The organism is Ruegeria sp. CI1 (assembly GCF_056536925.1).
The window spans coordinates 16170-30798 of sequence record NZ_JBQFQP010000024.1; the positions used below are offsets into that span (position 1 = coordinate 16170).

General features: G+C 55.2%; 8 protein-coding genes and 3 pseudogenes. 6 read left to right on the plus strand and 5 right to left on the minus strand.

The window, feature by feature from the left end; all coding sequences use genetic code 11:
- The first annotated feature begins 27 nt into the window (after positions 1 to 27).
- The 3 genes from ACR0LZ_RS20735 to ACR0LZ_RS20745 are packed head-to-tail and all read left to right on the plus strand — an operon-like array spanning position 28 to position 5862.
- Positions 28 to 4251 carry a GAF domain-containing protein gene (locus tag ACR0LZ_RS20735; protein ID WP_480752123.1) on the plus strand — a complete coding sequence of 1408 codons (4224 nt, stop codon included), beginning with the start codon at positions 28 to 30 and terminating at the stop codon, positions 4249 to 4251.
- The gene (locus ACR0LZ_RS20740; RefSeq protein WP_480752124.1) at positions 4226 to 4615 is read left to right on the plus strand and encodes a response regulator; all 390 of its coding nucleotides are present in this window, start codon (positions 4226 to 4228) and stop codon (positions 4613 to 4615) included. Before ACR0LZ_RS20735 ends, ACR0LZ_RS20740 begins: the two co-directional genes overlap by 26 nt.
- Positions 4612 to 5862 carry an adenylate/guanylate cyclase domain-containing protein gene (locus ACR0LZ_RS20745; protein WP_480752126.1) on the plus strand — a complete coding sequence of 417 codons (1251 nt, stop codon included), beginning with the start codon at positions 4612 to 4614 and terminating at the stop codon, positions 5860 to 5862. Before ACR0LZ_RS20740 ends, ACR0LZ_RS20745 begins: the two co-directional genes overlap by 4 nt.
- 145 nt (positions 5863 to 6007) lie before the next feature.
- Here ACR0LZ_RS20745 and ACR0LZ_RS20750 read toward each other — a convergent pair whose 3' ends face one another.
- The gene (locus ACR0LZ_RS20750; RefSeq protein ID WP_480752127.1) at positions 6008 to 7963 is read right to left on the minus strand and encodes a DUF3604 domain-containing protein; all 1956 of its coding nucleotides are present in this window, start codon (positions 7961 to 7963) and stop codon (positions 6008 to 6010) included.
- 330 nt (positions 7964 to 8293) lie between these two features.
- On the opposite strand from ACR0LZ_RS20750, the gene ACR0LZ_RS20755 reads away from it, so the two are divergent.
- Both ACR0LZ_RS20755 and ACR0LZ_RS20760 read left to right on the plus strand, forming a co-directional pair.
- On the plus strand, positions 8294 to 9124 hold the full coding sequence (locus ACR0LZ_RS20755; protein ID WP_480752129.1) for a peptidyl-prolyl cis-trans isomerase: 831 nt from the start codon (positions 8294 to 8296) through the stop codon (positions 9122 to 9124).
- Positions 9121 to 10119, plus strand: a complete 999-nt coding sequence (locus tag ACR0LZ_RS20760; RefSeq protein ID WP_480752131.1) for a HupE/UreJ family protein — start codon at positions 9121 to 9123, stop codon at positions 10117 to 10119. The genes ACR0LZ_RS20755 and ACR0LZ_RS20760 overlap by 4 nt, the downstream gene beginning before the upstream one ends.
- Before the next feature lie 79 nt (positions 10120 to 10198).
- Here ACR0LZ_RS20760 and ACR0LZ_RS20765 read toward each other — a convergent pair whose 3' ends face one another.
- From ACR0LZ_RS20765 to ACR0LZ_RS20775, 3 genes and pseudogenes are all read right to left on the minus strand, one after another.
- Positions 10199 to 11197: an IS110 family RNA-guided transposase gene (locus ACR0LZ_RS20765; RefSeq protein ID WP_480752132.1), complete on the minus strand. Its 999-nt coding sequence runs from the start codon at positions 11195 to 11197 to the stop codon at positions 10199 to 10201.
- 158 nt (positions 11198 to 11355) lie between these two features.
- Positions 11356 to 12114, minus strand: a pseudogene (locus ACR0LZ_RS20770) (IS5 family transposase).
- 289 nt (positions 12115 to 12403) lie between these two features.
- A complete protein-coding gene (locus ACR0LZ_RS20775) occupies positions 12404 to 13051 on the minus strand; it encodes a hypothetical protein (protein WP_480752133.1) in 648 nt (215 codons plus the stop codon).
- A gap of 374 nt (positions 13052 to 13425) precedes the next feature.
- Between ACR0LZ_RS20775 and ACR0LZ_RS20780 the strand changes: the two are divergent.
- Positions 13426 to 14377 (plus strand): annotated as a pseudogene (locus ACR0LZ_RS20780) (IS110 family RNA-guided transposase); the annotation flags it as partial.
- Here ACR0LZ_RS20780 and ACR0LZ_RS20785 read toward each other — a convergent pair.
- Positions 14365 to 14629, minus strand: a pseudogene (locus tag ACR0LZ_RS20785) (IS110 family transposase); the annotation flags it as partial. The pseudogenes ACR0LZ_RS20780 and ACR0LZ_RS20785 sit on opposite strands and share 13 nt — an antisense overlap.

The window sequence follows — 14629 nt, forward strand, 5'->3', positions numbered from 1 at the left end:
GGTCATTACCTTCATATGGGGTGACGTATGGGCCATTCCGGCAACAACTGCAAAGCGGGACGTTCCCGCAAAGAAAAAGGCACGAATCCAGAAAAAGACACGCTCGCAGTTGCTGCGCGGACGGATCAGGGGTCTCGGGTCCTGTCCCACGATCTTGCTCTTGGGAGCGTTTCGGATGACCGTTTGGTCGGTGTCGTAGACGGCACCTCGCAGGATAATGCAGACTTCCTGACAGCTCTTGGAAAGATCATCGAAGCAATTGTGATGGACAGCGGGTCAGAGTGTGGATGCATATTGCTAGTGAAGGAAAGAAAGTTATGGCCCGCCGCTACTTGCGCAGGGTCTTCAGAAACCGAAAGCGGTTTCGAAAGCCTTTTGAACGCCATTTTGCACAACCACTCCATACAAGATAAGCTTTTGGAGGGAGAGGTCGTTTTTATTCAGGACGTCCAGAGTAGCATTGAAATGTCAGGATATTTTGTCGACGCTGTTGATGTTCGGAGTGTTTTTTCGGTTCCCATAGTTTGCGACGGACATCCATCCGGCGCAATTGTTGTCGGCCGTTGTGACGGGGGCGATTTCAATAAGACCACGACAAGCCATCTTTCCGTGTTCGCCGATTTGGTCGCGGCGGTCATCGAGAAATCTCGTCTGCTCTCCAGAACCTTGGAGCTTGAAACGGATCTGGCCGAGCGGAACAGGGAGTTGGCAGAAGCGCGCGTTCAACGGGCAGCGTCATCCGACCTTTTGAAGATGATCAGCGGGACGTCATTTGATCCCGAACCAGTGCTTGGAACCGTGGTCGACACTGCAAAACGGCTTTGCGGTGCGGAACGGGCGCACGCCTTCATTCTTGAAGCGAACCTTTTGAAACTGGCGTCCGCGGGTACAGGCATGCCAAAAGGCCAAGAGCAATATCTTCGGGATCATCCTCTGCCATTGGACAGAGGGTCGGTTGCGGGCCGGGCCGCTCTCGAACGCCAAGCGGTGCAGATCGAAGATTCACTGAACGATCCCGAATACAAGCTGAGCGAACTCACGGCACGTTATCAAGGCCGGACGCTCTTGGGTGTTCCGATGTTGAAAGGGGATCATCTGATTGGTGTCATTACAGTAGTCAAGTCTAAGGTCGAGCCATTCAATGAGCGCCAGATCGAGCTGGTCTCAAACTTTTCGGATCAAGCAGTGATCGCGATCGAGAACGCCCGCCTGTTTCGGGAAGTGGAGTTGCGCAACCGCGATCTTGCCGATGCCTTGGAACAACAAACAGCGACAGCCGACATACTGGCGGTCATATCCAGCTCGTTATCGGATGCGCAACCAGTGTTCGAAGAGATTGTCGAAAGTGGTCTCAAGTTATTTCCAGGCTGTAAAGTTACGATAGCAAAGCCGCAGGATCGAGAACTTCACGTTGTGGCCATCGCGGCATCGAATGACGAGGACGAGGCCGCGGTTCGCGGTGTTTTCCCCATCCCGCTGTCGCATGAGTATCTTCATAGTGTTGCATTCCTGGAAAAACGTTTGGTCGACATATCTGACGCTGCGCAAGCCCCTGACGATCTGAAGGCAGGCGCCCAAAATCTTCTAGCCAGTGGCAATAACGCTATCACGGTATTTCCCTTGGTTCGTGATGATGAGGCGATTGGCGCTCTGAGTGTTATCCGGGAAAAACCCGGGCCCTTGTCTGACAAACAGTTGGGTATTTTCAGGACATTTTCCAATCAGGCCATGATCGCCATCGAAAACGCCCGGTTGTTGGAAGAATTACGTGAATCGCTGCAGCAACAGACCGCGACAGCGGACGTGCTAAAAGTGATATCGCGCTCTGCTTTCGATTTGCAGACAGTGCTCGACACGTTGACCCATTCCGCAGCAACCCTGTGCGAGGCCGAGAATGCGTGGATCTTTCGGCGGCACGGCGACATCTACAGGTTTTCCGCAAGCTTCGGTTTTTCCGAGACGTCGCATGCAAAAATAAAAGAATTCCTGTCGCCTTTGGATGTGACCCCTGGCCCCGGTACGATGATCGGTCGAACCGCAAAAGCTCGCGAGCCGGTTCAGATTGTCGACGTGTTGGAAGACAGCGAATACTCGTGGGGAGAGTTACAGGAAATCGCCGGGTACCGGTCTGTCATGGGAGTCCCGTTGTTGCGCGACGGCGAGACAATCGGAATTCTGGCCTTGTCTCGCACCGTGGTTCGACCTTTCACTGAGAAACAGGTCGAACTTGCAACGACATTTGCCGACCAAGCAGTTATCGCAATCGAGAATGTGCGGTTGTTCGAAGAAGTTCAGGCGCGAACCAACGAACTTCAACAAACGTTGGACTACCAAACTGCCACGAGCGATGTATTGGGTGTCATTTCTCGGACACCCAATGAAATTCAGCCTGTCTTCGATGCCATCGTTAGTACTGCAAAGCGGCTATGCCACGCCAATGACGCACATATTTTCCGTTTGGACAACGGCATATACAAACTGGTGGCACACCTAAAAACCAAGGCATCTGAAAGCCTGACAGACTATTTGAAATCGCATCCCATCAAACCCGGACAACAAGGGTCGGTGACGGCCAGGGCAGCAAAAAAAATGTGCGCTGTGCATGTCCCAGACACTGCCGCCGATCCGGACTATGACAAGGGCATTATTGGCCACGCGGGACGCCGCGCCGTTTTGGCGGTTCCGCTGGTTCGCGATGGTACGGCTATTGGCGTCATAACTATGCAGCGCGAGGCCAATCGACCATTCACGCAAAAACAGATTGATCTGGTTTCGACATTCGCTGACCAGGCGGTGATCGCAATCAACAATGTCGAGCTGTTCGATACTGTCGAGGCCAGATCTCTTGAGTTGAGGGAGTCTCTGGATCAACAAATCGCTACGGCGGATGTGCTCAAGGTGATTTCCCGCTCGGCTTTCAATTTGACCAATGTGCTCCAAACCCTCGTCGAAGCTGCGGCCCGGCTATGCCGCGCCGACCAGGGGATAATTGCCCGGGAACTGGATGGTCAATTTGGTCGGGTGGCAAGCTTTGGGACTTCCGCCGAATTCAACGAATTTGTCAGGATCATGCCAACTGAGCAGGAACGTGGCACGGCGATTGGTAGGGCCCTGATCGAACGTCGTATTGTTCATATTCCCGATATCATGAATGACCGCGAATACACCTTTCTGGAAGGTCGGGAGTTGGGAGGGTACCGCACGATCCTTGCCGTGCCGATGCTGCGCGAAAACCGCGCTATCGGTGTATTGTTGCTGACCCGGTTTGAGCCGGACCCGTTCAACAAAAAAGAAATCGAACTTGCCGGCACGTTTGCAGACCAGGCGGCCATCGCCATAGAGAATGTTCGCCTGTTCGACGATGCAGAGACGCGCACAAGGGAGTTGGAGCAATCGCTGAGCGATCTCCGCGCAACTCAGGACCGTTTGGTGCAAACCGAAAAGCTGGCCTCATTGGGTCAACTGACCGCCGGAATTGCGCATGAAATCAAAAACCCGCTCAACTTTGTCAATAACTTCGCTTCGGTTTCGACCGAACTCATAGACGAACTAAAGGAAGCGGTTGACGGGTTGCTAGCCGACAAAGAGGCAGCGGAGGATATCCGGGAACTTGCGGACATGCTGCGCGGCAATCTGGAAAAGATTGTGCAACATGGTCAGCGGGCCGACTCGATCGTGAAGAACATGCTGCTTCATTCCCGACAGAGGTCCGATGAACATCGCGTCGTCGACGTCAATTCCATCGTCGAGGAAAGTCTGAACCTTGCCTACCATGGAGCTCGCGCCGAGCGGCAGGGCTTCAACATAACAATCGATCGTTCGTTGGCGCCAGACACAGGCTCAGTGGATCTATACCCGCAGGAAGTTACGCGTGTTCTTCTGAACCTGATTTCAAACGGTTTTTACGCAACAATGAAACGAAAAGCGGATCAAACGGATCATGCTTATGAACCAACATTGAAAGCATCCACAAGAAACCTCGGGGACTGCGTTGAAATCGCCATTCGGGACAACGGCACCGGGATAACGGGCGAGGTGCAGGAGAAATTGTTTTCGCCCTTCTTCACCACCAAACCGGCTGGAGAGGGCACTGGCCTTGGTCTTTCAATCAGTCACGATATCATCGTCAAACAACATGGTGGTAGGATCGAGGTGGAAACCGAACCGGGGAAGTTTACCGAGTTTCGAGTCATTCTGCCCCGAACTGCCGTTGAGGGGGATAGACATGAACTTGCTCGTTCTCGTGATTGACGACGAAGCCGATATCGAAACCCTGTTCCGCCAACAGTTTCGAAAGGAGTTGCGGGCGGGTGAATTCGCCATGCAGTTCGCTCTTGGTGCCGACGAAGCCTTGGCCGCAATTCGCAGCATAAATGATGCAATGCTGATCCTCATCTTGTCCGACATCAATATGCCCGGCATGAGCGGTCTGGATTTGCTACCGAAAGTGCGCGCCGCCCGACCGGATGTCCCGGTGTTCATGATCACAGCGTATGGAGATGCCGAAACCAGGCGCTTGGCAGTGGAAAAAGGCGCCAAGGGCTTTCTGACCAAGCCGATCGATTTTGCATCCCTGCGTGAAGAAATCCGCTTGCGTGTGGAACAAGCCGCATGACGCCGCGAGTGCTTTTTGTCGACGACGAGGTGGATCTGGAACCTCTGGTCCTGCAGAAATTTCGGCGCCAGATACGGGATGGAGGGATAAGCTTCGTGTTCGCGCGCGACGGCATCGAAGCTTTGGAAATAGTTGGAAGCGACGAAGTTGTCGACCTGGTTGTAACCGACATCAACATGCCACGCATGGACGGCCTGACTTTATTGCAGGAGTTGCAAGAAAGAGAAGCCGGTCTATCCACCATCATTGTCTCGGCCTACGGAGATATGTCGAATATTCGCACTGCCATGAACCGCGGCGCGTTCGATTTTCTGATCAAACCCATCGACTTTGCCGACCTTGAAACGACGATCGCCAAAACCGTTCGGTATGATGAAATTCTGCGCGAGGCCCACCGCCGCCAAGCCATGGCTGAAAATGCCTATGCGTCTTTGTCTCGCTTCTTTTCCCCGAACCTTGCCGAACAATTGGCAAGGACAGGGAACGAAACTGATTTTTCCGGGAAATGGCGGGAGGTTTCCGTCCTGTTTACCGATATCGCCTCATTCACTAGTTTGGCCGAAACACTTGAGCCCGTTCAACTGGAAACCCTTTTGAATGAATATCTTACGGGTATGACCGACATCGTTTTCGCTCATGAAGGGACGGTCACAAAGATCGTCGGTGATGCCATGCACATTCTTTTCGGTGCCCCGGGCGATCAACCCGATCACGCCGACCGGGCCGTGGCCTGCGCTCTGGCGCTGGACCACAAAGCGGAACGGTTTCGCGAAGCCTGGGAAGGGAAAGGGATATTGGTCGGCGCCACAAGAATTGGCGCTCACACCGGGCCCGCAATTGTGGGAAACTTTGGCGGTGAAAGGTTCTTCGACTACACCGCATATGGAGATACGGTAAACGTCGCTGCCCGTTTGGAACAAGCCAACAAAACACTCGGAACCAGAATTTGCGTAAGCGCAGGTCTGGCGGAACGGGCGCGAAACTTCGAAGGCAGACCTATCGGCAGCCTTGCACTTAGGGGGCGCTCAGACATTGTGGACGCGTTCGAAGCATTGGCCAAAGACCAATGGAATTGCACAGGCACACGCGACTATTTGATGGCATTTTCTATGCTGGAGGCGGGAAATGCAGAAGCACTACCTGCCTTTGCAGCGCTGGTTGGAAGTCGCTCATGTGATCAACTTGCAAGCTTTCACCTAAAGCGTTTGCTTAACGGTGAATCGGGGGTTCGTATCGAGCTGACCTGAGGCGCCCCTTCGCCCATGTCTTAAGGAAACCGATTGAAGCGGGCCCGGCAGATTCCTGGCGTTTTGCGACAATGGATCCGAACCTGTTCCGCAATTTTCAAACCATCTCTGAAGTCATCCGGCAGACACCAACCGTCGGCTTTCATCAGCCCTGCGGTGTGTACCAGATGGGAGAGGTGTAGGCACGCTCCTGTTGCGATGTGGGAGCCCCGTCGGGGATCTCGATCCCGTAACGGAAAGCATCGTAGACATACCAAGGCGGCGTCGGGATCTCCACCACGCGGACATAGTAGAAGGCCGGACGTGACGGATCAAAATCAGGGTCGGTCCACACCTTTGCAAGCTCCGAGGCACCGATCGTGTTGTTCCAGCTTGCAGACGCGACATCGACCGTGTCGCCCACAGCGGGAACCTTTCCGTCGGCACCGGCCTGGCGGTCGCCCGACCAGGCAACGTCATAGACCGTTTCGTCCGTCGTGCCATCCGCGTTCAGCCAGCCCTTCACGATCTGCACCCTGTCGAGATTGGCGCCAATCGGGTCTCGCAAGGCCGCTACCATGAAGGTCGGCGCCGTGGCGCCTTCGGGCGCGGCCATTAGGTCGGCGCCCATGGGTACTCCCTTGGCATAGCCGACCGTCGAGGGAATGCGCGAGTTCAGGTCGGACGCGACAAAATCCCAGCCACCGAAGAACCGTACTGCGATGCGTGGCCCGGTCGTTGCGTAGATCTCTTTGCGGGCCATGGCGTCGAAGATGCTTTCGCGCGTATTTTCTTCTGCCCAGACCGCGGTTAGGCCCGAGGCCAGCATTTGCCATGCGAAGAGTTCACCATTCTCATTCTTCATGAACGGATGCTGCAAGCGTTCGGCCGACGGTTCGTACCCGGTGTGTTTACCGAAAAAGTTTTCCTCTTCGGCCGTGACAAGACCGGTATGGCTGTCAGTTGCGCCGCTCAGACCGAACTTATAGGGGTTGGTGCCGAATTTTGCCTCTAGGGCCAACCCGGTTTTTAACCCTTCACGAGCGTATTCCCGTGCAAGCATGTCATCGGTCTTGGCTTCTGACAGGTCAAGATTGCCAACATCCCAGTTGTAGAAATCCGCAAACTCGTCGTTGGGACTCAGGAAAGGGTGCGCCTCGCCATCACCTTTTATTTGAGTGATCTCATAAAGGGGTTCCCACCTTGCGCGCGCGTCAACATATTCCTGCGTAACCGCAGAACCGTCAAAGCGGGTGTCCACAGGGAACATGACGCCATTGGAAAGATTGCCGTTATGTGCAAGCGCAAGCGCGGCACCATTGGTCTTGTCTTCATAGGCGTCGAGATACGCGTAAAGATCCATAGGGTCAGGGCTGCCCCATGGCGGCGTCATCACCATCGGCACGACCTGCCCGACGCGCGCCGGGCCGTCGCGGAAGATGACGTTGCGGTGCAAATTGTTGCCAGCGACGAGAGACGTCCATTCGAACCCGAGCATCGGAGTGAAGACGCCGGGATCGTAAAACCGTTCGGCGGTGCGCAGGTTGTCTGACCAGATTGTCGCGAAACGCCGGGCCCCGGGCATGTAGTTGTTGAAGAGATCGACATCGATTGCCCCCTGCGACACCGTTCCGATCAGGTCCAGCGCGGTTTCCACTGCGGTTTGTCCACCTGCGCGGAAGCCTTCGGACCAGCGCCGCCCCTGTTCGTAACGCGTCACCGAAGGGTTGCCGGCCAAGGCGTCAATGATCATGCCCATGCCGTCTGAATGATCGGTGATCGCCAGCCAGTCGAGCGGGCGCGACAGGCGCACGGGCTGACCTGATGAAGCGGTCACCTCCTCACCACGGGCAAAGCGGTAAGCGTCTTCGTGCGTCAGGCGCGCGCCGAAGCCGCCTGCGTCCATCGACTGACCAGTATGCAGGTGCGTGTCCCCCCAAAGCGGTCGTTCCGGAAAGCTGCGCCCGGCATAGGGCGAGTAGGCCGGGGCGGGGTAGGAATCGGCAAGCTGATCGGGTGAAGGCGTCCATTCCTGCGCAGCGGAGGGTAAGGCCCCAGACAAAAACGCCGTCGTCATCAGGATTGCCGCTTTTCTGGGGGAGTTTGGCCGATACAATTTCATGAAACGCTTTCCTATTAGTTTCTGTCCGGATGTGTCCGACAAAAAGGCCTGAGCAGCAGTAGGAAAGATGCATCCCTTCTACGCCACCCAATGACAATCGTAGGCTTCAATGATCGTAACTTAGCAGAATCGAACACTTATTCAAATTGGAATATGATCGCGGGTCGAAACCGCATCGCGACACATGGTTAAACCACGGTTTCCATTTGTTCGGACGGGTCTCGCCAGCCATCCAACCTCATAGGACTTGTACTGGTCGCGGAAAGCCTTGCAATTTCGTTGCTTAGCAGAAAGCCTAGCGGATAAACGACCCTTTTGAATGCAAACCAGATGACTCCGCGAAATTTTTTCTTTTCTCCCCTCGTCCATTTCTTTGTGATCGGTGCGCTGATTTTTGTCTGCTACGGGGTGGTCGAGGACGATGCAACTGCCCCTGCGCTTGATGCCATTGTTCTGACAGAGACCGACGCCGACCGTTTGGTGCAAAACTTTACCGCAACCTGGAACCGCGCACCGACAGCAACAGAACTCGACCACCTGATGCGGTCCTGGGCCCTGGAAGAGGTTAATGTCCGCGAGGCGCTGGCCCTCGGGCTGGACCGGGGGGACGCAGTAATCCGGCAACGGCTGCACCAAAAGATGCGCTATCTGGCGGAATCAGGCGCTGCCACTTTGGAACCCGACGACGTCACGCTCCAGGCCTATCTGGACAACAACGCGGACCGGTTCACGCGATCAGCGCGCTTTACCTTTGAGCACATCATCCTGCCACCGGAAAGCGAGGCTTCAGAGGTTCTCGCCTTGCTAGACAGGGGCGCTGACCCTTGGACATTAGGGGCTGCAAGCCTTTTGCCGCCAAGCCTGTCGATGTCGCCCGCACCGGTGATCGGCCGGACATTCGGAGATGGGTTTCACGTGGCCCTCGAGGACATGCCCATCGGAGAATGGCACGGCCCGGTTCAAAGCGGGTACGGCCTGCACTTGGTACGAGTGATTGACAGGGAGGACGCGGCGCTACCGCCGCTGCGGGAAATCCGGGACCGCGTCAGAGCAGAATGGCTTGCCGAAAGAATGAAGGAAATGAGCGAAGCTTTCGGTCAGGCACTTCTGGATCGTTACCCGGTCAGCCTGCCCGATGCCGATACGGTGCTGAGCCAATGACCCGACTCCTGTCCGCCCTGATTGTTGTCCTAGCCACCTGTTTGCCGGGTTCCGCTTCGGCCCACGCACTCGATCCCGGGTATCTTGAACTTGCCTCGCTCGGGCAGGAGCGCTGGCGCGTAACCTGGCGCGCACCAGATGTGAAAGGTCGGCCGATGCCCATCGAGGCGCGCCTACCAGAGAATTGCTCGCACGAGCCACCTGCAGAGCCGATCTTCGATGGGCGGGCCTGGACAACGGCTTGGGTCACGACCTGCCCAGGCGGACTGAATGGCGGTGTGATCGAAATCGCCGGCCTCGACCAGACCCGCACGGAAACCTTGGTTCGGTATGAACTGGAACCCGGCCGGACGCAGGTCTATCGCCTCACGCCCTCCGAAACCGCGTTTGAAGTGCCGGAGAACCAGAGGGTTCTCGACATCATTACCAGCTACGTTGCGCTTGGGGTGACGCACATTCTGGAGGGCGTTGATCACCTGTTGTTCGTTTTTGCTCTTGTGCTGTTGATCCCAGGGTGCGGGCGACTGTTCTGGGCGATTACGGCATTCACGATTGCCCACAGTGTAACCCTGGCCGCGGCGACGCTCGGTTGGCTGAACATCCCGTCGCCACCTGTCGAAGCGGTGATTGCGCTCTCGATTGTGTTTCTCGCTTTCGAGATGTCGCAACGACCGGAAGAGCGCGATCCACTGACGATGCGCTTCCCATGGGCGGTTTCCTTTACCTTCGGCTTGATTCACGGATTGGGTTTCGCCGGGGCCCTGCGGGAAATCGGCCTGCCCGAAGGCGATATTCCGGTGGCTCTGTTTGCCTTCAATATCGGCGTGGAACTCGGCCAGATTCTGTTTATCGCTGTGGTACTGGCAGTTGGCTTCGCGGTCCAACAGGCCTATCCAGCAATCAAAGACCGAGCCGGACAGCTTGAGCGCGTAGCCAGCTACGGCATCGGGAGCTTGGCCGCGTTTTGGGTCATCGACCGGATTGCAGGGTTCTAGAAGCGATTTGAAGTAGTCGGGGCTCTGATGATGTGACCGGATCAAAAGCAAACTCGAGATACAGAAGCAACTGTATTTCTCAGGCGGTCTGAGCCGACCAGTTTTGCCGAGATTTTAGGAGTGCGTTCGCGATTGTAACGAGCTTTCTAGCGACTGCTGTGATGATGACTTTGTGTGGTTTGCCTGCGTCACGCAAACGATCTGCGAAGATCTTGAGATGCGGATTGTGATGACTCGCGACCAGAGCAGCCTGGAACATGACGTGTCGTACCTGTCGCCGTCCGCCACCAATGACGCGCTTGCCGCGCATCGCACCGCTATCGTGAGCAATGGGAGCCAGGCCCGTGAGCGCAGCAGCTTGTTCTCCCGAGAGTTGGCCCAGTTCGGGCATTTCCGCGATCAGAATAGTGCTGGCAACGGGGCCAATCCCAGGGACAGAACGCAAGATATCAGCGGTTTTTGCAAGGCCCTGATCTGCGGCGATGGTCTGCGCAATCTGATCTTCCAATTTACCGATCTGCCGATCCAACAGCTCCCTCAGCTCAGCATCAACTTCAGTGAAAATCCCATCCGTTCCCAACTTCTCATGCGCCTTGATCTGCGCCAGAAGTCTCTTGCGCGTCTCGACAAGTTGCGCTCGCTTTGATGCCAAGGCTCTGAGAAGGCGCAATTTCCCATGTGGCAGTTCGCGCCCCGCGTCTGGTCGAAATGCCATGAAGCGCGCAATGAGTTCCGCGTCGATCCGATCCGTCTTGGCGCGTGTGCCACGGCTGGCAGCGAAGGCTTTAATCTGAGCTGGCGGCAATTGCCGAGTCGATATGCCGGCTGCATCCAGCGCGGTCCACAGACGCCATTCCTGCCCTCCAGTCGCCTCAAAACAAACAAGCGCGTGCGTTGATTGTGCCAGATCAACAAGCTGCGCGTGACCCTCATCGCTGTTTGGGAGCCGCAACCTACGAGTCTCCGGCAGACAATGAACGTCAAGCCAATCGCGGCTGACGTCTATGCCGATGATCTGCTCGTGTGATACTTTGTTCATACCCTCTTCCTTCTGCTCCGCGGTCCAGACCGGCCGCATTCAACTGTTCGAGACGATGAAGAGAGACGGTGCTGGCTCGCTAGAAAACGTGGTCTTGCCACAAGGCTCAGACGCCATACACCGCCCCGTCAGCAACCTCGGCAAAGGTGGCTGACGGGGGTTAAGTTAGCAAACTCGAGATACAGAAGGCTCAGGACTCATAGCCAATAGATGACGGTTGCCGCGAGGGCGATGGCGGATAGGAAGACCTTCGGACATTGGTCGTATCGTGTCGCGACACGCCGCCAATCCTTCAGCCTTCCGAACATGATCTCGATCCGATTGCGCCGTTTGTAGCGCCGCTTGTCGTATTTGACAGTTTTCTTGCGCTGCTTTCGACCTGGGATGCAGGCGCGTATCCCATTGTCTTTCAATGCTTCTCGGAACCAATCGGCGTCATAGCCACGATCTCCTAGCAGCCAGTCCACCTTGGGCAAACTGCCCAGCAATGCACGGGCTCCGATGTAATCGCTGACCTGTCCCGCGGTCACGAACAAGTTCAGCGAGCGTCCCTGGCTGTCGCAGATGGCGTGGAGCTTCGTGTTCATGCCCCCTTTGGTTCGACCGATCAGACGACCACGCCCCCCTTTTTGACGGCCATGCTGGTCGCTGTTCGGTGCGCCTTCAGATACGTCGCGTCGATCATGACGGTCTTCTGTTCGCCGTGCTTGGCAGCCAGACCGGCCATGATCTGCGCGAAGATGCCCTTGTCGCTCCACCGCTTCCAGCGGTTGTAGAGCGTCTTGTGCGGGCCGTATTCAACAGGCGCATCTCGCCAGCGCAACCCATTGCGATTGATGAAGATAATCCCGCTCAACACATGCCTGTCATCGACCCGTGGCTTGCCGTGGGACTTCGGGAAGAAAGGGGGTAAGTTTGGCCATCTGCTCGTCGGCCAGCCAGTAAAGGTTGCTCATGTCACTGCTCCATTTTCCGAGCCGTGAATCACGCAGCGCGTTGAAAATCAATGCATCCTGACCCTAAGGCTGACGCCATCATTCTACCCGCTTCAGCCACAGCCTGGGCCGGAGGAACCGGATCTGCAATACCCAAAGAAGCTACAGGCACCCCCATACCGTGCGTGAAATCTTTTTTTGGAGTTATAGGTCTTTTTCCCACCACTTATCCTCCGTAGAATTTATGAATTTTTAGGGAGAAGATCAGCCTCAGATACCGCCCTTACGGCGTTATGAAACTTCCATTCGCTTAAGGAATACAATCTGCAAAAGCGCGACTTTCAAGAACCTTCCGTACAGGTATCAAGAATGCATCCGTTCTTAGCAAGCAATATAAAACAATATCAGACCTGACCATATCAAGATCACTAAACTTTTCTCCCACTATTTTTTTAATGGAGGAAGCAACTTGAATATCATTACAGAGCTCTTCAGAACACATCGCTTGCACTGACAAACGCTGCATTTCAGACAATAAATGAGAGTACAGTGCGGCTCGTTCTAGGTCACCTGAAGACGCCATTTTTATTGCTATAAAGCGGCCAGCCAGAACCGACGCTGTATACATTTCCGAAGCATTGCCCTGAATAGTTGCCAGCATCGCTCCCGCCAATGCACCCAAGGCGGATTTTTCAGCCGATTGCAACACTAGCAGCACCAGATAACGTCTTAGATTTTCGTTACGATTCGATATTTGAAAGTGCGCAATCTCGTGGCACCCGTCGGGCGTTACGGTATCCTCGCCCTCCAAAAAGTTCAAATATCCCTCACAAGCATCAATAGTAAAAATGGCCGAGCTGGAATTTACTACTTCCGCTCTAACCTTCTCAATGGCGCTAAATGCACCAAGGAAAACAATTACAACCAGCGCACCAAAAAAGTACTTAGATACTTTCATCATTACTTCCCAGCCCTCTTGGAAAATTTCAACCTAATGCGGTACACGAAATTCTCAGAGGTTATAATCTTAACGCTTACGTAGATTAATAGTGCGGCCATCGCCAACGCCGAATCATCTTCCGTTATAAATACCGCCCGCTACCCTAAACACCGCTGCCACCACAAAGCTCAATTCACTAGCATTGGTAAATCCTTCACTGCTTTCCGCAGAATTCTAGAAAGAATTATGCAGGTTGATTGAGTATGATCAACTCTTATTTTGGTTGCGAAAATGAGCTGAGTCATGTTGATGGCGTGGATGCCCCCACCAGTTGGCATCGTATTGTGCGAATGTGATGAGTGTTGAAGCCATCACAGCAGGAGGAAGCATCCATGTCCGAGGTTACAATCATCGGGATTGATCTGGCAAAGCAGGTATTTCAGTTGCATGGCGCAAATGACGACGGGTCTGTCTTGTTCCGCAAGAAGCTTTCTCGTGGTCAGCTCCTGGGTTTCATTTCCCAATTTCCGCAGTGCGTTGTTGCCATGGACGCGTGTGCCACAGCGCATGGTTGGGGCCGGGAGATTGAGAAGCTGGGGCATGATGTGCGCTTGATCCCGCCCACTTACGTGAAGCCTTATGTCAAGCGCCAGAAGAACGATGCTGCTGACGCCGAAGCGATCGTTGAGGCGGCGTTGCGCCCGACAATGCGTTTTGTCGCAGTGAAGACAGAAGGTCAGCAAAGCCGCGCTATGCTGTTCCGGACAAGACAAATGTTTGTTGGTCAGCGAACTCAGTTGATCAACGCGCTACGCGGGCATCTCGCCGAACATGGCTTGGTCGCGCCCAGAGGGGTGGTTCATTTGAGAAATGATCGCCGCCTCAGTCGAGGCCGATGACACATCCTTGCCCGCCGAAGTTCGAGATCTGGCTAAACTGTATCTGAAACAGATCACCGGGCTGGCAGATCGGATTGCAGAGCTTGACCGTAAAATGGTCCGGGCGGCAAGGGAAGCAGCTTTGACATGCCGGGCACAAACCATGCCAGGTGTAGGACCGATCACAGCGCTGGCGATCGAAACATTTGCGCCCGACCTCTCCGGTTTTCGACGAGGCCGAGACTTTGCGGCTTGGCTGGGTCTTGTACCACGCCAGCACTCGACCGGCGGAAGACCGCGGTTAGGAAAGACCTCGAAGATGGGGCAGCGTGACATTCGGAGGTTCCTGATCTCTGGCGCTATGGCCGTTCTTCAGGCAGTCGAACGGTTTAACCGTCCGTACAATGAATGGCTTGCGCGTTTGTGCGCCCGAAAGCCTCGCATGGTTGTGGCTATTGCAATCAGCTTCGACGCGTTGGCCGCCCCCTGTGGCGCGACCTGCCCGAACTCGCTCAAATGCCCTCGCAGTGCATTGATGGCCTGGGTCCGCTGCCGGATCAAAAGCTGGCGCACGCGAAACACCATAGCCGCGCCCTGCGTCTCTTCGCTCTTCACAGGCACGAACCGCATCGTCGGACGCAGCGCGGCCTCGCAGATCGCTTCGGCATCGGCGGAATCATTTTTCTGGCGTTTGACGAATGGTTTCACGTAGGCGGGT